Source organism: Plantactinospora sp. BC1, assembly GCF_003030345.1.
GTDB lineage: Bacteria > Actinomycetota > Actinomycetes > Mycobacteriales > Micromonosporaceae > Plantactinospora.
The window spans coordinates 5666543-5685702 of record NZ_CP028158.1 but is presented as its reverse complement, the minus strand read 5'-3'; the positions used below and the strand labels follow the sequence as shown (position 1 = coordinate 5685702).

Annotated in this window: 12 protein-coding genes; 4 read left to right on the top strand and 8 right to left on the bottom strand. The window is 72.2% G+C overall.

Annotated elements, in window-relative coordinates; all coding sequences use genetic code 11:
- Nucleotides 1-14 precede the first annotated feature (14 nt).
- Nucleotides 15-977, bottom strand: a complete 963-nt coding sequence (locus C6361_RS24890; RefSeq protein ID WP_107269172.1) for a helix-turn-helix transcriptional regulator — start codon at nt 975-977, stop codon at nt 15-17.
- 249 nt (nt 978-1226) lie between these two features.
- Here C6361_RS24890 and C6361_RS24885 point away from each other — a divergent pair, with 249 nt between their 5' ends.
- Entirely contained in the window at nt 1227-2861 is a 1635-nt protein-coding gene (locus tag C6361_RS24885) for an ABC transporter substrate-binding protein (protein ID WP_107264487.1), read from the top strand.
- Between the two features lie 104 nt (nt 2862-2965).
- Here the strand turns inward: C6361_RS24885 and C6361_RS24880 are convergent, their stop codons facing one another.
- The 4 genes from C6361_RS24880 to C6361_RS24865 form a co-directional block, all read right to left on the bottom strand.
- Nucleotides 2966-4282: a hypothetical protein gene (locus tag C6361_RS24880; protein ID WP_107269171.1), complete on the bottom strand. Its 1317-nt coding sequence runs from the start codon at nt 4280-4282 to the stop codon at nt 2966-2968.
- A 10-nt stretch (nt 4283-4292) separates the two neighbouring features.
- On the bottom strand, nt 4293-4805 hold the full coding sequence (locus C6361_RS24875; RefSeq protein WP_107263020.1) for a SigE family RNA polymerase sigma factor: 513 nt from the start codon (nt 4803-4805) through the stop codon (nt 4293-4295).
- Nucleotides 4806-4951: 146 nt separating this feature from the next.
- Nucleotides 4952-5788, bottom strand: a complete 837-nt coding sequence (locus tag C6361_RS24870) for a hypothetical protein (RefSeq protein WP_159079464.1) — start codon at nt 5786-5788, stop codon at nt 4952-4954.
- Complete coding sequence (locus C6361_RS24865) at nt 5766-7010, bottom strand: lipopolysaccharide assembly protein LapB (RefSeq protein WP_159079463.1); 1245 nt, start codon at nt 7008-7010, stop codon at nt 5766-5768. The genes C6361_RS24870 and C6361_RS24865 overlap by 23 nt, the downstream gene beginning before the upstream one ends.
- 43 nt (nt 7011-7053) lie before the next feature.
- On the opposite strand from C6361_RS24865, the gene C6361_RS24860 reads away from it, so the two are divergent.
- Complete coding sequence (locus tag C6361_RS24860) at nt 7054-8100, top strand: phosphotransferase (protein ID WP_234358982.1); 1047 nt, start codon at nt 7054-7056, stop codon at nt 8098-8100.
- Between the two features lie 22 nt (nt 8101-8122).
- On the opposite strand, the gene C6361_RS24855 is transcribed toward C6361_RS24860, so the two are convergent.
- Complete coding sequence (locus C6361_RS24855; protein ID WP_107269168.1) at nt 8123-9922, bottom strand: glycoside hydrolase family 15 protein; 1800 nt, start codon at nt 9920-9922, stop codon at nt 8123-8125.
- Nucleotides 9923-10217: 295 nt separating this feature from the next.
- Between C6361_RS24855 and C6361_RS24850 the strand changes: the two genes are divergently transcribed.
- Together C6361_RS24850 and C6361_RS24840 are read left to right on the top strand one after the other, a co-directional pair.
- Nucleotides 10218-10724, top strand: a complete 507-nt coding sequence (locus C6361_RS24850) for a nucleoside deaminase (RefSeq protein WP_199853071.1) — start codon at nt 10218-10220, stop codon at nt 10722-10724.
- A gap of 719 nt (nt 10725-11443) precedes the next feature.
- A complete protein-coding gene (locus tag C6361_RS24840; RefSeq protein ID WP_107269167.1) occupies nt 11444-12865 on the top strand; it encodes a helix-turn-helix domain-containing protein in 1422 nt (473 codons plus the stop codon).
- A gap of 3 nt (nt 12866-12868) precedes the next feature.
- On the opposite strand, the gene C6361_RS24835 is transcribed toward C6361_RS24840, so the two are convergent.
- Both C6361_RS24835 and pulA read right to left on the bottom strand, forming a co-directional pair.
- Nucleotides 12869-13411 carry an NUDIX hydrolase gene (locus tag C6361_RS24835; RefSeq protein WP_107269166.1) on the bottom strand — a complete coding sequence of 181 codons (543 nt, stop codon included), beginning with the start codon at nt 13409-13411 and terminating at the stop codon, nt 12869-12871.
- A 149-nt stretch (nt 13412-13560) separates the two neighbouring features.
- On the bottom strand, nt 13561-19122 hold the full coding sequence (pulA, locus tag C6361_RS24830; protein ID WP_107269165.1) for a pullulanase-type alpha-1,6-glucosidase: 5562 nt from the start codon (nt 19120-19122) through the stop codon (nt 13561-13563).
- Nucleotides 19123-19160 lie beyond the last annotated feature (38 nt).

Genomic DNA, 19160 nt, shown 5'->3' with positions numbered 1-19160 from the left:
AAACCCGGCGCCGGTCAGCGTCGGCTGACGGCGTCGTCGGCGGTGAGCAGGGCGCGGGCCAGCGGGGTGAGCGTGTGGTGGGCCGCCTTGCCGTGCCGGGTGGTCCGCAGCAGTCCGGCGTCGCGGAGCACGCTGGCGTGCTGGGAGGCGGACGGGGTGCTGATGCCGGCCCGGCGGGCCAGGTCGGTGGTGTTCGCTCCGACCATGGCGGCCCGGAGCACCGCCGCCCGGGAGCGCCCGAGCAGCGCGGTCAGCGGATCCCCGGTGGCCGCGGCGGCGCCCAGCGCGTACGCCGGAACCGGCCGGTGCCCGGGCGCACGACCGCCGGGGGTGCGGGGCCGGCGTACCGGATAGGCCAGCACCACGGAGTCGGGTTGCCCGCCGACCCAGAGCTTCCGGGCGGCGACCGAGGGCACCAGCAGCAGGCCGGCGCCGTTCGGCCGCAGGTCCAGGTCGATGCTGGAGGAGACCGAGAGCACCGGGTTACGCCATGCCGCCCACGGGTCGAACATCGCCAGCAGCGCCTCCACCCCGCCGGTGGCCAGGGCACGGCCACGCTCGTTGACGTCGAGCCGGACCACCGACTCCCAGGCGGTCAGCTCGGCGCGTACCCGCCGGTCGTAGTAGCCGCGCACCGCCGCCGCCAGGCTGCGGGCCCGGCGCGCCGAGGTGGTGAGCAACCAGGCGAGGGCACCCTCCAGGGTCCGGTCCTCGGTCAGCGGGGCGAGCAGGTCGGCCGACTCGGGCCGGAGAGCGGCCGCCGACCTCCGCCGGACGCCCCACGCCGCGTCGGTCGCCTCGGTCAGCTCACGCAGCCAGCCGGCGAGTTCCGGCCCGGCCACCGGACCCGCCGCGTCGTCGGCCGGGGACCCGGCGAGGCTGAGGAAAACCTCGTACAGCGGGAGGGGCGCGGGTGCGATCCGGGTCCGGGCGATGTCCTCGGGGCCCAACCAGATCCGGATCATCACCACCTCCACGCCTGGAGCCGAGCGGCACCGCACGGCTGATGTCTGATCACGAGACGCGGTCACCCCGCCGCCCAGTTGTCGGCTCTCCGGACGGTTTGGACCCAGTCAAAAGCATTGCCGCGACGGGCTGATCGGCTCGTAACTGGGAGCAGGAGCCGGCCGGTGATGGTCCGGTCCGGCCGGACGACGACCGTCGCGCCCGGCGAGGTCACGCCGCCGGCGGTGCCCGAGGTGCGGCGTCGATGTGAGGGAGTCTTCATGCCGGTGTCCAGACGGATGACCTGGAGCGCGGCGGCGCTGGCCGCCGTACTCGCCGCGACGGGGTGCAGTGGCGGCGGCGAGGACCCGAGCACCTCGGACGCCGACGCGGTGGTGCGGATCGGCATCGCCGAGCCGCAGCACCTGATCCCGTCGAACGCCACCGAGAGCGCCGGGGCGCAGGTGCTGGCCGCCCTCTACACCCCGCTGGTCGACTTCGACGAGAACAAGAAGCCGTTCGAGGTGGCGGCGGAGTCGATCGAGTCGACCGACAACAAACTGTGGACGGTGAAGCTGAAGAGCGGGTACACCTTCCACAACGGAGAGCCGGTCAACGCCGACAGCTACATCAACGCCTGGAACCACGCGGCGTACGGGCCGAACGGCCACGGCGGGGCATACTTCTTCGGCAAGGTCCAGGGGTACGACGACCTCCAGTCGACCGACCCGGACGGCGAGGGTCCGCAGAAGGCTCCGGAGCCGAAGGCGAAGAAGCTGACCGGTCTGCAGAAGGTCGACGACCTCACCTTCACCATCACCCTCTCCGCGTCGTTCGCCGAGTTCGAGTCGGTGCTCGGCTACCACGTCTTCGCGCCGCTGCCGAACGCCGCGTGGGCCTCGGACGGGGTGTTGAAGGAGGGCTTCGAGCAGGCCCCGATCGGCAACGGGCCGTTCAGGATGAAGGGGAGCTGGCAGCACGACAGCCGGATCGAGGTCGAGCGCTACGACGCGTACCCCGGCCCGAAGCCCAAGATCGGCGGCGTGGTCTTCCAGATCTACCAGGAGCTGGCCGCCGACTACGCCGACCTGCTCGCCGGGAACAACGACGTGACCAGGCAGGTGCCGACCGAGGCGCTGGGCACCGCGCCGGGCGACCTGGGCGACCGGTTCAAGAAGAGCCCGCTGTCGTCGTTCCAGTTCCTCGCCTTCCCCACCTTCCAGCCGGAGTTCGCCAGGGCCGAGGTACGCAAGGCGATCTCGATGGCGATCGACCGGGACGAGATAGTGAAGTCCGTCTTCAAGGACTCGCAGACCTCGGCGCGGTCCTTCGTCTCCCCGCTGCTCGCCGGTGCCCGGCCGGACACCTGCGGCGAGGCGTGCCAGTTCGATCCGGCGAGGGCGAAGGCCGACTACCAGGCGGCCGGCGGACCGGCCCGGTTGCAGATCTCCTTCAACGGCGACGGCGGCCACCAGGAGTGGGTGGAGGCCACCTGCAACCAGCTCTCCAACAACCTCGGCGTGAAGTGCAGCAGTACTCCGGAGGCGAGGTTCGCCGACCTGCTCAACAAGGTGGAGGCGAAGACGCCGGTCGGGATGTTCCGGATGGGCTGGTCGATGGACTACCCGTCGATGCAGAACTACCTCGGGCCGATCTACACCACCGACGGGTCGTCGAACTACTACGGCTTCAGCAACGCCGAGTTCGACCGGCTGGTCGCCGAGGGTGAGCGGGCGCCGAACCAGGAGGCGGCGATCAAGAAGTACCAGGAGGCGGAGCAGATCCTGGCCCGGGAGATGCCGGTGATCCCGCTCCGGTTCGGCCAGAACAACTTCGGCCACTCGACCCGGGTCAGCAACGTCGAGATGGACGCGTTCGGCCAGGTCGACCTGTTGAAGATCGAGGCGACCGGCTGACCGGTGCCGACCCGGCCGTCGGGGACGTACCCGACGACGGCCCGTCCCTCCGCCGCTGGTGCCGCCGGCGGCGGAGGGACGGCGCTCGGCCGGCTACCGGGGTCTCATCCGCCGCACTGCCAGGTGTAGTCGCGGCGGACGACCGGGGCGCTCGGCCCGTGGTAGGCGCTGCCGACCACCAGCCCGTTGTCGCTGATGACACTCGCGTCGAGCTGCTTCGGCCATTCCTCCGCGCCCGGCGGCGTCGGCAGCCGGCGGACCGTGCCGTCCGGGGCCACCACCAACTGGCGGTCCTTCGCGGTCGAGACGATCATCCTTCCCCCGGCGTTGACGGCCATGCTGAAGACGCCCTCGGTGTCGATGCGGGGATAGACGTCGAGCGTTCCGGTGCGGACGTTCCAGCGCATCAGCGGGGTCGGCGACTGCGCGTCGCCGGGCGCGACGAACCCGGTGACCCAGTCGCCGCTGACGTGCCAGCCGGAGGTCCGGGTGATCCCGGGCGGCAGTTGCAGGTCGGCGGCGCTGCCGTCGGGCCGCCAGATCCGGATCCGGGACATCCCGTGCGCGCCGACCACGGTGCCGTCCCGGGTCACCCCCAGCACCTCGCCGCCGTTTTCCGGGGTGCTCAGCGGCCAGGGGCCGCCGGTGCCGTCCGACCGCCAGAGCACGGGTACGGCGACGCTGACCGTCTCACCGATCGGCGGTATCCGGTAGGCGTGCCCGACGATGTCGCCCTGCGGGGTGATCGCCCCGACCCGGGCCGCGTCGTAACCGGAGAGCAGTGGCAGCCGGTGGACCTGGCCGTCCCGGTAGACCCAGCCGAACTCCCGCTCACGCCCCTGGCCCTGGTTGTCGTTCCCGGTGCCGGCCACCACACCGTCGGCGTTCACCACCGGCGATCCGCGACGTGAGCCGTTCGGCACGTGGAAGACTTTCGGCGTGCCCCGATCCCACAGCACCTGCTGCCCTTCGGCGCGCTGCGCTACCCGTCCGGCCGCAATCGCGATCCTGCCGACGATGAACCGCCCGCTCGGGTCGATCCCCTCGACGTGCACCTGACGGGCTTCGGTCGGCAGCACGAGGGGGGCGATGTCGCAGCTCAGCGTCTCGTCGCTGATGGTCACCGGCACGGTCCGCACCTGCGCGGGCACGGTGCCGATCGGGCCGGGCGAGATCGACGGGACGGGGCGGGCCGGCTCCGGCCGGACCTCCCCGCCCCGGCCCAGCACCACCGTGGCCGTCCCGATCACCCCGAGCAGCGCCACCGCCGCCACCGTGGCTGCCGCGCCCCGGCGACGTCGCTCGGCCCGGCGCCCCTGCCGGACGGCCTCGCCGATGTCGGCCCTGCTCGGCGGCACCGCCGCCTCGCGCAGCAGTGTGTGCAGCGTCCGCGCCGTCTCCTGGTCGTCTTCGATAGGCATGATCTCCCCCTCAGCGCTCTGCGGTGCCGGTGCCGGACTGCTGGACGTCGAGGTGGCGCCGGAGTGCCGCCAGCCCCCGTGCGGTGTGGCTCTTGACGTTGCCGGTGGAGGTGTTCAGCACCGCCGCCACCTCCTGCACCGACATGTCGCAGGCGAAGCGCAGCACCAGGACGGCCCGCTGCGCCCCGGTCAGCTCGCCGAGCAGCCGCTGGACGGTGTCCCGGTCCTCGACGCTGGCCGCCGGCGCCGCCGGCCGGTCGGGCGGCTGAAACATCAGCCGTACCCGGGCCCAGGGTCCGCGTACCTCGTCGAGGTGCTTGCGGACCAGGATCCGGTGCACGTACCCGTCGAGGTTGTCGACCGCCCGGGCCCGCCGCCAGTGCCGGTACAGGGCGGTGATGGTGCTCTGCACGATGTCGTCGGCACGGTGCGTGTCACCGGACAGCAGGTACGCGGCCCGGTGCAGCGCGGGCAGCCGTGCGGTGACGTACTCCACGTACTCGGTCTCGCAGTCGGCACGCATGCCGCTCCCTTCTGGATGCTCCGCACCGATGACGGGCGACAGCCGTTCGGGCGTTGCAGTCGGGAGGAGTCGGAGCGAACGGCACGTAACGGGCATCTTTCCGCCGGGCCGCCGTCGGTTCTCCAGCGGCGGGGCCGCCGTCGGGGTCAGGAGCGGCGGGGCCGCCATTCGCCGTAGTAGGGGCCGCCCCGCTCGACCGGCAGCCGCGCCGCCTCGGCCGCCGCCAGCAACCGCTCGCCGAACGGGTCGGACCGCTGGTGCGGGCGGGCCTCGATGCGCAGCCAGGCACCGTCCCTGGTCCGGACGTGGTAGCCGAGGATCCGGCCGCCGAAGAGCTTGCCCTGGGCGGCGATCCAGAGCACGATCCGGTCGATCTCGTGCCAGTAGACCGCCCGGGGCCGGCGCCGGGTGCCGTGCACCAGGCCGTGGCTGAACAGGTCGGTCCGGACCTTCCTGGTCGGCAGGACCAGCAGCGCCACCGGCACGAGTACCACCGTGACCACCACGAGCAGCACCGCGACGAACGCCAGCCGCCGCAGGGCGACGGTGTCGAGCAGCCAGCCGACGCCGAGGGCGATCCCGACCAGGCCGGCGGCGCAGACCAGCACCACCCCGAAGGTGCCGGCCGGACTCTCCCCGGTCCGGGAGACCAGGTGTTCGCCGAGCTGGTACCGCCGGGCCAGCTCCGTCACCCGTTCCGGCGGTACGTCCGGCGGCGGCACCCGGCTGGTCCAGTCCCCGCCCCTGGCCTTGATCAGGGCGAAGCTGCCGACCGTGAGGACCAGACCCGCGGCGCCCAGCCCGAGCGCGGCCGGGCCGAACCCGGGGCCGAACCAGGCGGTACCGACCCCGCCGCAGCAGGCCAGCAGGCCGACGCCGAACGCGAGCAGGGTCAGGTAGCCGACCGCCGGCATCGCGGTCGCCGGGGCGTCGCCGGAGCCGCCGGACCCGTCCGGCGGTTCATCGGTCACCTTCTCGGGCATCGCCGGATCCTACGCCGCCGCCCGTTCCATCCACTGTGGGCGGTACGGCGGCCGGTTCCTGCCAGGCGGTCCGCAGGTCCCGGCGGGTTTCGGTCCACCACTGCCGCAGCTCCGCCCACCACTGGGCGAAGCCGGAGCCGATGTCCCGGGCCGCCTGGTGCAGGCCGGGGTCGTCGGCATGCGCACCGATCCGTTCCGCCAGTACGCAGGCCCAGAGCGGCGGGACGAGGGCGAGGGCGATCAGCGGCAGCGGCCACCAGCCGGTGCCGGCGTACCCGACGAGCAGCCCGAGCAGCGCGGTCGAGACGAGCAGACCGAGACCGAGGGCGGTACGCAGCAAACGGGGCACCAGTCGCAGGCAGCGCCACGGCGTACGCCCGGCCGGCGCCAGCACCCGGAACTGGACGGCGACGACGGCCACGGCCAGCAGGGCGGCGGCCAGCCGGCCGAGGATGCCGGCCGGGGCGGGCAGCGGCCCGGCCGCGAGCGGCGCGGCGACGGCCAGCAGGACGGCACCGCCGGAGAGCCAGCGACACGGGCCGGTCAGCGCCCGGCGCAGCGGCCAGACCATCGCCACCGGGTCGGGATCGGCGGGGTGTTGGGCGGCGACCGCGCGCAGGATTCGCATCGAGCGGCCGACCCGCCACCGGTCCGCGTCGAGCATCGCGAGCAGCCGCCGGCCGTGGGCGTTGTCGGGCTCGTGCCGCAGGGCCGCCCGGACCGCCTGCTCGGCGGCGCCCCGGTTGCCGGCGTCCCGCTCCAGGGCGGCCAGGGTCAGCAGCGAGTCGACCGACCCCGGGTCGAGCGCGAGCGCTTGCCGGACGGCGTACCGGGCCCGGTCGTACTCCTCGGTGAAGGCGAGCGCCCGGGCGAGGCTCCGGTGCGTCCTCGGCGCCCCCGGGTCGAGCCGGACCGCCTCGGTGGCGGCCCGCACCGCCGCCTCGCCCCGGAAGACCGCGACCAGGGCCTCGGCCCGTTCCACGTACGCCTCGGCGTGTCCCGGCGCGGCGGCCACGGCGGCGTCGCAGGCGGCGAGCGCCTCGACGTACCGCTCCCGGACCCGCAGCAGGTACGCCAGGAAGACGAGCGAGTCCGGGTCGTCGGGCTCGACGGCCAACCCGGAGCGGATCTGGCGCTCGGCGTCGTCGTACCGGCCGGAGTCGGCGAGCAGCCGGGCGCGCTGGTACGCCTGCGCGGCCGACGGCCGGGGAAGCTCGGACATCAGCACATGGTGCCAGCCGGCGGGTGACCGGGGCGAAAACCGGTTGCCGGCGCTGTCCGCCGCGTTCCAGGGTGGACGGGTGCTGACCCCGCCCGACGATCTCCCCGAGGACCTGCTCCGGGCTGCGCTGCTGCGGGACTGGGGGCTACGGGTCGGCTCCCTCGAATACCGCGCGGTGGGGCGGGGCAGTCACCACTGGGAGGTCACCGACGCCGAGGGCGGCCGGCGGTTCGTCTCCGTCGACGAGCTGACCACCAAGCGGCTGACCCTGACCGACCCGCTCGACGCCGCGTACGCCCGGCTGCGCGCCGCGCTCGGCACCGCCCGGCGGCTCCGGGAGCACGGCCGCGGGTTCGTGGTGGCGCCGATCCCGACCTCGGGCGGCGAGCCGCTGGTCCGGGTCGGCGGCCGGTTCGCGCTCGCGCTCTACCCGTACGTCGACGGGGAGAGCTTCCGGTGGGGCGCGTTCTCGTCGGCGGCGCACCTGCGGGGCGTACTCGACATGGTGCTGGCGGTGCACGCGGCGCCGGCAGCGGCCCGCGCGCATGCCCCGGTCGACGACTTCGCCATCCCGCACTCCGACGAGCTGGGACTCGGCCTGGCCGGCACCGGTGACGTCCCCGACACCGGCCCGTACGCCGGCCCTGCCGCCCGGCTGCTCGTCACGCACGCGGCACCGGTACGCCGGCTGCTCGCCCGGCACGGCGAACTCGTGCGGGCGGCGCGCGCTCAGCCGGGCCGGATGGTCCTGACCCACGGCGAACCGCATCCCGGCAACACGATGCGGACGGTCGACGGCTGGCGGCTGATCGACTGGGACACCGTGCGGGTCGCGCCGCCCGAACGCGACCTCTGGCTGATGGAACCCGGTGACGGGTCGGTGCTCGACGGCTACGCCGAGGCGACCGGCGCGGCACCGCTGGCGGAGATGCTGGAGCTGTACCGCAGCTGGTGGCACCTTGCCGACGTCGCCGAGGAGACGAGCCGGTTCCGGGCCCCGCACGCCGGCACCGAGGACGACGACGAGTCGTTCACGATCCTCCGCTCGGTGCTGGAGCACATCGGCACGCTCCCGGCCGCCCGGGTCTGAGCCGAGCCGGCAGGGCTGCCGGTCACACCACCGTGGTGATCGGCGTGGGCCGGCCCGTCCTGGCCGAGGTGAGCCGCCACGCCGCCGAGATCAGCCCGATGTGCGAGAACGCCTGCGGAAAGTTGCCCAGCTGCTCACCGGTCCGCAGGTCGATCTGCTCGGCGAAGAGGCCGAGGTCGTTGGCGCGGGCGACCATCCGGGTGAAGAGTGCATCGGCCCGGTCCTGTTCGCCGAGGAGCGCGAGACAACCCACCAGCCAGAACGAGCAGATGACGAAGCCGGCGGAGTCACCGGGCCAGCGCCGGACCAGCCCGTCGGTGGTCAACTCCCGCTCGATCCGCTCGATCGTGGCACGCATCCGCGGATCGGCCGCGGAGATGAACCCCACCAGGGGAAGGACCAGAACCGACGCGTCCAGCCGGTCCGACTCGAAGGCGTCGGTGAAGGCACCGAGTTCGGGATTCCAGCCGTACCGCAGGATCGCCTCCCGGATCTCGTCGCGGACGGCCGCCCACCGCGCCACCTCGGCCGGGTCACCCAGTACGGCGTCGAAGCGTACGGCCCGATCCAGTGCGATCCAGCAGCCCAGTTTGGCCGTCAGGTAGTGCCGCTCCTCGCCCCGCAGCTCCCACATGCCCGAATCCGGCAGCCGCCACGTCTCGACCGCACGGTCGGTCAGGGACCGCAGCATTCGGCGTACCGGCTTGGGCATCGGGTCGAGCCGCCTGCGCAGCAACCACGCGGCGTCGAGCACCTGACCGAGTACGTCCTGCTGGCGCTGGTGCCAGGCGTCGTTGCCGAGCAGCACCGGATCGTTCTCCCCCGGCTCGCCCAGCGTGCCGAGTTCCCGCTCGGCGAGGTCACGCTCGCCCTCCACGCCAAACATGATCGGTACGGGCGCCAGGTTGGCGTCGCCGATCGACTCGGCCAACCAGCAGAAGAGCCGGTCCGCCTCCTTCGGGCAGGCCGCGATGGAGAGCATCCGCAGGGTGAGGCTGAAGTCGCGCAGCCACACGTAGCGGTAGTCGTAGTTGTCGTGCCCCTCCGGCCGCACCGGCACGGAGGTGGTGGCCGCCGCGACGACACCGCCGCTGGGCTGGTAGGTCAACCCCACCAGCAGCAACGTACTGCGCCGTACCAGATCGGAATGCTCTCCCGTGTAGTCGTGCTCCGCCATCCAGGAGTGCCAGCCCTCGACCGTTTCGGCGAGCGACGCCGGGACGTCGGGAGCGACCGGTGGATCTTCTCGGTAGCTCGACCAGTAGGCCAGCGAGAAGCTCTCCCGCTGGCCCGCCCCGATGGTGAACAACGACGAGGCGGTCGTCTCATGGCAGTCCACCGGAACGCTCGCGGTCATCCCCAGGGTGGCGCCGGTGGCGGTCCCGATCACGGTCTGACCGCGCCGTTCGAGGTAGGCCCGCACGCGGCCGTACTCGAAGTGGGGTGCGTAGGACATCACCATCGGCACCCGCCCGGTGAGCCCTTCCACCAGCCGGAGGAGCAGGCTGGGCGAGTTGCGGCCGATCTCGTGCCCCCGGCCGTGGCCCAGGGCCAGGGCATCGGTGACCGCCACCGACCCCTCCTCGGTGGTGAAGACCGTACGCAGCACCAGCGTGTCGTCCAGGTAGCTCCGCTCGACCCGGAACTCGCCCGCCGGGCGAATCCACCAGTGCCCACCGGCGTCGTCGAGCAGGCGGGCGAAGACCGAGGGCGCGTCGAACCGGGGCGGGCACCACCAGTCCACGGACCCGTCCCGGCCGACCAGTGCCCCGGACCGGCCGTCGGCGAGGTAGCCGTAGTCGTCGATCCGACGGGCGCACACCGCAGGCCACCCCCTGGCTGGTCGATGTCCGGGCGACCCGATCGCCTCCGCTCAGCGCTTCGTCCGGATCACGGCTGTTTCTCCCTACTACATCCGGGCAGCCGCTTACCCGGCTCCGGCCGGCTTAACCGACCGACCTCTGTCCCAGGCGTCAACCGTCAGCCGGCCCGCCCGCACGTCGAGGATCCGGCGCCGGTACGCCGAGCCCGGATGGAGAGTGCACCGGGACGGTCGGCCGGAGGCGGTCGGCGTCTCGGGATGGTGCGGGGTCATCGACGCCCCGTAGGGTCGGCCGGTGAATCCCAACGAGATGGTCGGGGCGGCCCTGGAGGTCGCCGAGGCGGGCCTGGCGGCCGGGGAACAGCCGATCGGCGCCGTGGTGATGCTGGGCGACGAGATCGTCGGGCGGGGCTTCACCCGGGAACGCGACCTCCGGCGCCGGCTGGTGCACGCCGACCTGCTGGCCATGATCGAGGCCGACGAGCGGCTGGGCTGGCGGGAACGCCCGGCTCCGCTGCGGCTCGCGGTGAACCTGGAACCGTGCATGATGTGCCTGGGTACGGCGATGGCACTCGGCGTGGACGAGGTCTACTTCGGACTGGAGTCGCCGAGCGACGGCGGCGCTTCGGTCGCGGCGGCTTGGCGACCCGAGCCGGCCGTACCGTGGTTCGCGGCTCCCTCGGTGATCGTCGGCGGGATCCGCCGGGAGGAGAGCCGGGAACTGTTCCGCCGCTGGTGCGCGACCGCGCCCGACTCCCCCGCCCGACGCTGGGCGCAGACCCTGGTCGACCCGCCGCACTGAGGCCGACCGCCGCACCAAGTGCAGCTAGCTTCCACTGCCTCGCGGCTCGACGTCCCGAAGCAGCCCCTGGTAGTGCTCTCGGATCCCTGACCAGTAGCTTCGATCGCCACAGGGATACAAACGACCGCAGCGGCAAAGACCGAGACCAGCTTCGCGATGGATCATGAGAAACGTGTCGGCAGTGTCGATCTGACGGGTACGCGTAGTCCCGCAGGGCTTCTGAGGAGTAGATGGTGGACGTCGGCTCCCGGAGTCGCCTCTCGTCGGCGCCGTCGATTCGTTGCCGGGCGTCTGTCTGCCGTGGCGGATCCGCACCGAGCCTTCGGCGTGCCATAGATATCCACACCAGCGAGTCTGCGGATGTTGTTCGACAGGCCGCGTTCATTCCACGGATCGCTAAGCGCGACGGCCAGCAGGGAACGTACTGGCCACCGCCCCGGCAGGCAGGGTTGCGGCAGCATCCGCTGTCGTCGGGGCGATGCTGCTGCCACAGCTTGCGCGCAAGCCGCCACACGATCGGTGATTCGCATTCGGGCGGAGGCTCGACAGGCGGATTGGTGAGGTCGAAAGGCATGCCCGCACGATTCCGTGCGACGGTTCCCGAGGCCATGACAAACAGCCATGGCAGCCTGACATGGGCCGGCTCGACCTGCGATGACGTAGCCCCTACGATCCGAGTCAAGCACCTGGAGTAGCCACGCCACGACACGGAGACCGCCGTGCTGCTCGATCCGCTTCGGATACCTGACGACGTCTGGTCCGACCATGACGTGCGGGTGGCGCTGGTCGGGCGGGACATCGGCGCATTGTTCCGCTTGATCTCCCGACTAACCAGAGCCAGCCAGACCCGCTTGGGCGCCGCCTGTGGCCTTGAGCAGGGATACGTCAGCCGGATCATGAACGGCCGAAGGGTGACCTCCATCGAGGTTCTGGAGCGGATCGCGGACGGTTGCGACATGCCCGACGAGTCGCGGATGGCTATGGGCTTGGCACCGAGGACGAGGCCATGTCGTCCTGACATGGCTTTCGACAAGGAAGAGCGGAAGGCTGAGGATGGTCCCCGCCGGGCGTGGCGGGACAGCGTACGGAGCTGTGTCGATCTGTGGCGAGGTGACGTGAACCGTCGAGATTTGCTGCGGCGTAGTGCGTTCACCACCGCCGGGTACACGCTGCCGGCGCTGCGCTGGCTCACAGCGTCGGATCCGGCTCCCCTCGCCCAGAGGGGAAGCCGTAGTGTCGGTCCACCGGAGGTCGAAACAATTCGGGAGATGACCGCCGCCTACCGACGGCTGGACAACCAGTACGGGGGCGGCCATGCGAGGGACGCCGTTGCCCGCTATCTCGACCTGGAGGTTGCTCCGCTGCTGATCGACGGTCGATATGACCACGACACTGGCCGGCGGCTCCTCAGCGCGACAGCGGAACTGAGCCAGCTCGCCGGGTGGCAAGCGTATGACATGGCCGAACACGGCATCGCGCAGCGCTATCTCACCCTCGCGCTCGACCTCGCCGGAGAGGCCGGTGACCACAATCTTGGCGCGGAGATCATCGCCGCTATGAGTCACCAAGCCACCTACCTCGGTCATGCCGCCACCGGCATAGACCTTGCCCGCGCCGCCCGGGAAACGGCCCGCCGAACCGGCATGCGGATCCTGGTCGCCGAAGCCCTCGTGATGGAGGCTCACGCACATGCCGTCGGCCGTGACAAGCGCGCCTGCGTCCGCACCCTTCATCAAGCAGAACAAGCGCTCGACCGCGCCGATCGGGGCAGTGGCCCAGAATGGATCAGCTACTTCGACGAGGCGTACCTGTCTGCCAAGTTCGGGCACTGCTTCCATGCGTTGGGGCAGTTGCGCGAAGGCGAGCGTTTCGCCGTTCGCTCCTTGAGGATGAACCCGAGCTACGTACGTGGCAACAGCTTCAACCTGGCGCTGCTGGCGAGCATCTACGCGGGGCAGGGCGAGGTCGACCGGGCATGCACGATCGGCACGGAGTCCTTGGCCAAGACCAAGGACCTGCGGTCGGCGCGAGCCGTTCGCTATCTGCGCGACCTCCAGTCGCTGCTTGCGGCGCACCGTCGCCGTCCGGCCGTTCGCCAGTTCGTCAACCAGGTCGACGCGGTTTTGGGTAAGCGGCGTTGACCTTTACAGGACACCCCTCGCCTTTCGGGCGACCAGTTCGAGCACGGCGATGATGCTGCCGGCGCCGACAATCTCGCCCCGCGACACGAGGTCACGCGCCTCGTCGAGCGGAATCCACGCCACCTGCTCGGCCTCGTTGATGTCTACAGGCGCACCAGTAAGGTCGGCCCGTCGGGCCAGAAACAGCAGGTTCTCCGCGTCGGCCATGCCCACCCAGGGCTGGAAGGACAACAACGGCTCGACTGCCTCCGGCCGCCAGCCGGTCTCCTCTTCGACCTCGCGTACGGCGCACTCCGCCGGGTGCTCCTCGTCATCGACGTAGCCACCGGGCAGTTCCCACACCCACCGATCGAAGACGAACCGGTGCCGCCGCATCAGCAGCAGCCGCTCCTGCTCGTCCAGGACCGCGACCATCGCGGACCGAGGTGCGCGGATCACGTACTGCTCGAACCGCGTCCCATCCGGCAACTCCACGTTCGCGATGGCTAGCTGCGCTCGCCGACTGCCGTCGACTATTCGTTCTTCGTGAACCACCCACCGAGTCAATGGCCCGCCTGCCTATACGACATTCGACAGCCCACATCAGGCCTTCCCGCAACTACGGAGCGCATCGCAGCATAAATCTGCACGGAACCTCAATCTCGAAACAGTCACTTGCCGACACTTCACCGACAACGGCCGCTACTTCCGATTTATCATCCCTCGACGTACACGGCGATGCTGCGCGGTGGGACGGTGAAGGTGCCGGTGGAGCGGTCGAAGGAGGCCGTCCGGAGTACCGGGTCGGCCGACTCGCGCAGCACCGGATGCAACGCCACCGACGCGCCCCGCAGCCCGGCAACGGTCTGGGTCGCCGCCGCAGGAGTCGCGTTGAAGACCACCGTCACCGACCGCCAGCGCGGGTCCAGCCCCGTCCCGTCGAGCTTCATGGTCAGCACCCCCGGCGTCTCGTCCACTCCGGAGAGTGGGAACGACACCCGCCGCTGCACCTGGGCCGCGTCGGCCAGCCCGAAGACCGGCGACGAGGACCGGACCCGCAGCAGCTCGCGGTAGCGCGCCTCGGCGAGCCCGATCGCCGCGCAGTCGGGTACCAGCGTCGGGTCGGCCAGCAGCGGCCGGGCGTACGGCCACTTGTCGGCGTTGTCGGCGGCCGGCGGAAGTCCGACCCCGAACCCGTTCCCCTCGGCGCAGTCCCAGCGGATCTGGTTGAACCAGTCCCCGCTGTTGTAGGAGTTCCGGTCCAGCGACTTCGACCGCAGCCGTTCACTGCCCGCCGTCACGAAGCCGGTCCCCTGGCTCAGCACCGCCGTACCCAGCGAGAGCACCTGCATCCGCGCCCGGTCCACCGCCGACGTCCCCTGCGGCAGCTTGTACGCCAGCGCGTCGTACAGGATCTCGTTGTCGTGCGCGTCGACGTAGCTGACCGCCTCGCCCGGCTTGGCGGTGTAGCCGGCCGGCGCGCCGTTGTAGTCGACGTCGGCCCCGGTCACCGGCTCGCCGGACGAGCCGACGAACCGGTAGCCGGCCAGGTTGCCGGTCAGCCCGACCTTGAGCTGGTCCTGCTGGTGCAGCAGCCGGGCCCGCTGCTCGGCCGGCGTACCGTTCACCGGGTCGCCGTTCGGGTCGGTGAAGAGTCCGGAGCCGAAGCCCTGCACCCGGGGGTTGGCGTCGAACGGCCCGCCGCCGCGCACCGCGTCCCGCAGCCGGTCGTTGAAGGTGCCGATACCGGTACCGGCCATGTTGGCCTGGGTCGCCTGGACGAACCGGGCGTCGCCGGCCACCTCGCCGAAGTCCCAGCCCTCGCCGTAGAGCAGGATCGACCGGCCGTCGATCCCGTCCCGGGCCACCGTCAGCCTGTCCAGCGCGGCCCGCACCGCCAGGATGTTCGCCTTCGGGTGGTGTCCCATCAGGTCGAACCGGAACCCGTCGACCTTGTACGCCTTCGCCCAGGTGACCACCGAGTCGACCACGAGCTTGCCCATCATGGCGTGCTCGGGGGCGGTGTTGGCGCAGCAGGTCGAGTTGGCGACCGTACCGTCGTCGAGCAGCCGGTGGTAGTAGCCGGGGACGATCTGGTCGAGTACCGACCTCGGGTCGGTGCCGGCCGCCGAGGTGTGGTTGTAGACGACGTCCAGTACCACCCGCAGCCCGGCCGCGTTGACTCCGGCGACCATCTGCCGGAACTCGGTGGTCCGCCGGTCCGGGTCGACCGCGTAGCCGCCCTCGGGCACGGTGTAGTGCAGCGGGTCGTACCCCCAGTTGTAGCCGTCGGTGTCCCGGACCGCGCCGACGCACTCCTGCTGGCGCTCGGAGTCGGCCGGCAGCGCCGCCAGGTCGCAGGGCGGCCCGGCCTGGTCGGCCCGGCGCTCCGGGATGGTCGCGAAGTCGAAGGTCGGCAGCAGGTGCAGGTGGCTGACCCCGGCGTCGGCCAGTGACCGCAGGTGCCGCATCCCGGTGGTCGCCGGGTCGGTGAAGGCCAGGTAGGTGCCGCGCCGCTCCGCCGGCACCGACGCGTCGGCGATGGAGAAGTCCCGGACCGAGACCTCCTGGATCTGGGTACGCGTCGACGGCACCGCCGCCGGCTTGCGCAGCCCCGCCCAGCCGGCCGGGGCCGCCGCCGGGTCGGTCGGGTCGACGATCCGGCTGTGCGTGGAGTTCGCGGTCAGCGCCAGCGAATAGGGGTCGGTGACCGAGGCGGTGACGATCCGCTGTGCCGCCGGCTGCCACGCCTGCACCCGGTAGCGGTAGTAGCGGCCGAGCCAGTCCCGTTCGCCGCGCACCGACCAGACGCCGGTCCGGTCGTCGCGGCGCATCGGCACGGTCCGAGCCGTCGCGCTGGGCGAGTCGGAGAGTTCCAGGGTCACGTTCCGGGCCGTCGGGGCCCAGACGGCGAGGCTCGGTCGTCCACTATCGACGGTCGGGCCGAGCCGGGCGGCGCTGGCCGGCGCGTAGAGGTCGTCGAGCACCCCGGGCAGCTGCACCCCGGTGGCGCCGAGCAGCGACCCGGCGGCGTCCCGCTCGGTCAGCACGAGCTGACCGCGCAGCGCCGCCGGCAGCTTGGCCCGGTCGCGCGGGTCCAGCTTGAGGGCCTGGAACTGCCACAGATGCGGGAACTTCGCGCGCTGGGCCTCCGTCGGCCCGCCGGGCACCGCCCGCAACGGCAGTTCGGTGTACGTCCCGACCAGCTCGCCGTCCCGCACCGCCAGCCCGCCGTCCGGGGCGCTGACCAGGGCGTACCGCCGGCCGTCGGTGGGCTGCCCCGGTGGCCGGAGCAGGGTGGAGCGGTCGATCCAGTGTGCCCGCTGTTTCGTGATGTCGAGGTCCGGGGCGGCGCTGCCGGTGGCCGGCAACAGCCGACCGGGGGTGCCGGCGAGCAGCCACGCCTCCCGGCCGGCGCCGGCGAAGTCGAGCCGCTGGTCGTCGGGAAGGTCCTTGGTGTCGCCGTTGTGGATGATGTAGCTCAGTCCGGTCGCCCCGGCGGCCAGCGGCACCCGGAAGGTGATGCCGAACTCGTCGCGCTCGGCCGGCGGCAGCGGGCTGGCCCAGTCGGTCGGGTTCGCCGCACCGTCCCAGACGTGCAGCCCCCAGCCGGCGTAGTCGTTGCCGGCCCGGCGGTAGTGCAGCACCGCCACGCTCTCGTCGACCGGCGGGTCCGGTTCGCCGGTCGCCGCCTGGCGGCTCGGATGGACCGTCGGGTCGCCCTGCCTGAGCCAGACCTCGCCGGTCCGGGTCACGTCGACGCTGCGGTCCACCGGCACGTCCTTGTTGCCGGCGGCGTCCACCACCAGGAAGCCGACGGTGCGGGCTCCCGGCTTCAGCTTCACCCAGGCGAACCGGCCGTAGGAGTCTTCCCCGGCGAACGGCTGCCCGGTCGGCCACGGCGTCTGGTACGCCGGGTCGATGTCGCCCCAGGCGTGCAGTTGCCAGTCCGGGTACCCGCCGGCCGGCCGCTGGTAGTGCACCACCAGCCAGTCCCGGGCGTCGGTCCGGGGCGGGGTGCCCACCGTCGCCGTCGACCGGGCGGTGCCGGTACGCCCCGACGAGTCCCGCACCACCGCCTTGTACTCGATCCGGGCGCCGCCCGGCAACCCTTGCAGGTCGTGGTGGACCCGGTACGGCACCGGTCCGCCCTGGTTGCGGGCCTGGCCGAGCAGCCTCCAGGCGCCGCCGTCGACCCGGGCCGCCACGGTGACGGTGGCCAGCGGGTCCCCGGTGACCTGGGCGACCACCCCGACCCGGGCCGGCACGGCCGCGTCCGGTGCCGGGTCGGTGATCCGGACGCTCGGCGCGGCGGTCGGCCGGGCGATCGGGGCGTCCGCCCGGAGCACGACGGCGGCCAGCGGCGGCACGGTGATGCTCAGTTTCCCGTCCGGGCCGGCCTGTGCGGTCGCGTCCGAGCCGTAGATGCCGCTGAACCGGGTGCCGGCCGACCAGGTGTGCACGGTGACGGTCTGCGCGGTCGGGGCGTTGTTGACCGCGGCGACGTACTCGACCCGGTCGGCGGGGGCGATCCGGCTGAAGGCGAAGACCCCGGGGCCGTCGGCGGCGTACCGGGTGACCTGGATGCCGTCCCGCAGCGCCGGATGCGCCTTGCGCAGCGCACCGAGCCCGGCAATCGTCCGGTAGACCGGATGCGTCGGGTCGTACTGGTCGACGGCGTGGCTCCGGTCGGTGCCGAGCAGGTCGTCGTCGAGATAGTCGGCGGTACGGGAGGCGAACATGTCCTGCCGGGCGTCCCGGTCCCCGCCCGGCCCGGTGAAGCCCTGCTCGTCTCCGGAGTAGACGATCGGCTGTCCCCGGGTGAGGAACATCAGCTCGTGTGCGAGCTGGTCCCGGCGCAGGTGGCTGGCCGGGTCGGTGCCGCCGTTCGCGATGAAGGAGCCGATCCGGCCCATGTCGTGGTTGCCGAGGAAGGTCGGCAGCCGGCCGGCGTCGGTGTCCCGGGCGGTGTAGAGGTCGTCGGCGGCGAACCCGTCGGCCAGCGCCTTCGCCGAGCCGCCGCCGCTGGCCACGTAGCCCCGGGCAGCGTTCTGGAAGGTGAAGTCGAGGGTGGCCGGCAGCCCGCCCCGGCGGACGTACGTCGAGGTGACCTCGGGGTTGGCGTCGTAGACCTCGCCGAACATGAAGAAGTCCGACTTGCCGGCCCGGCGGGCGGCCTGCTCGACGCCGGCCCGGAACTGCGGCCAGAACTCCAGGTTGACGTGCTTGGCGGTGTCCAGCCGGAAGCCGTCGACGCCCAGCTCGGTGACCCAGTCGGCGAAGATCTTCGTCATCCCGCGTACCACCTCGGGGCGCTCGGTCCAGAGGTCGTCCAGGCCGACGAAGTCGCCGTACTCGCTGTTCTCGCCGACGAAGGTGGAGTCGCCGCGGTTGTGGTACATCGTCGGGTCGTTGAGCCAGGCCGGCACCTTGACCCGCCGGTCCGCCTCGTGTGCGAACGTCGGCCGGTACGGGAAGGACTCCTCGTCCACCGCCGGGAAGGCACGGCTGCCGTCGGCGTAGTTGCGGTCCTCGAACGCTCTCCCCTGCGCGTCCCGGTACGGCTGGCTCGCCTTGTCCCGGTAGCCGGTCTGACCGTCGGGATACCGGATGACGTCGGCGGTGTGGTTGACGATGACGTCCAGATAGATCTTGATGCCTCGCCGGTGTGCCTCCCGGACCAGTTTCCGCAGCTCCTCGTTGGTGCCGAAGTGCGGGTCGACCCGGGTGAAGTCGGTGATCCAGTAGCCGTGGTAGCCGGCCGAGGCGTCCGCCCCGCTGCCCTGCACCGGCCGGTTGACGAAGACCGGGGCCAGCCAGATCGCGGTGGTGCCGAGCCCCTGGACGTAGTCCAGCCTGTCCAGCAGGCCGCGCAGGTCGCCGCCGTGGTAGAAGCCCTTGTCGCTCGGGTCGTGGCCGGTGCGCAGCCGGTCGCCGGCCAGTCCGCCCCGGTCGTTGCGGGGGTCGCCGTTGGCGAACCGGTCCGGCAGCACGAAGTAGAACTGCTCGGCCCGGCCCCGGTCGGCGTCGGCCGCGTCGAGCAGCGCCTCGGCCGAGGGTTCCGCCGTCCACTCTGCGCCGAGCGTCGCGCTGGTGGACTCCGCCCGGTCGTCCGGGCCGGCTGCCGCGCCCGGCCGGCCGGCCGGGCTGAACCCCGGTCCGGCGGCCGCGCCGGCTCCGGTCAGCGGGAGGGTGAGCGCGGCGGCGAGGACCAGCAGCACGGTACGCCGCAGCGCGGTGCGTGGCACGACGGTCGGCGGCAGCGGCAGCGGCTTCATCGACGGCCTTCCTGTGGTCGCTGATTCGCCCGCACGCT

Excerpts from the sequence above, each read along its gene's own strand:
- C6361_RS24880 (WP_107269171.1), bottom strand. The coding sequence starts at position 4,282 with ATGCCTATCGAAGACGACCAGGAGACGGCGCGGACGCTGCACACACTG.
- pulA (WP_107269165.1), bottom strand. The coding sequence starts at position 19,122 with ATGAAGCCGCTGCCGCTGCCGCCGACCGTCGTGCCACGCACCGCGCTG.
- C6361_RS24885 (WP_107264487.1), top strand. The coding sequence starts at position 1,227 with ATGCCGGTGTCCAGACGGATGACCTGGAGCGCGGCGGCGCTGGCCGCC.
- C6361_RS24865 (WP_159079463.1), bottom strand. The coding sequence starts at position 7,010 with ATGTCCGAGCTTCCCCGGCCGTCGGCCGCGCAGGCGTACCAGCGCGCC.
- C6361_RS24870 (WP_159079464.1), bottom strand. The coding sequence starts at position 5,788 with ATGCCCGAGAAGGTGACCGATGAACCGCCGGACGGGTCCGGCGGCTCC.
- C6361_RS24875 (WP_107263020.1), bottom strand. The coding sequence starts at position 4,805 with ATGCGTGCCGACTGCGAGACCGAGTACGTGGAGTACGTCACCGCACGG.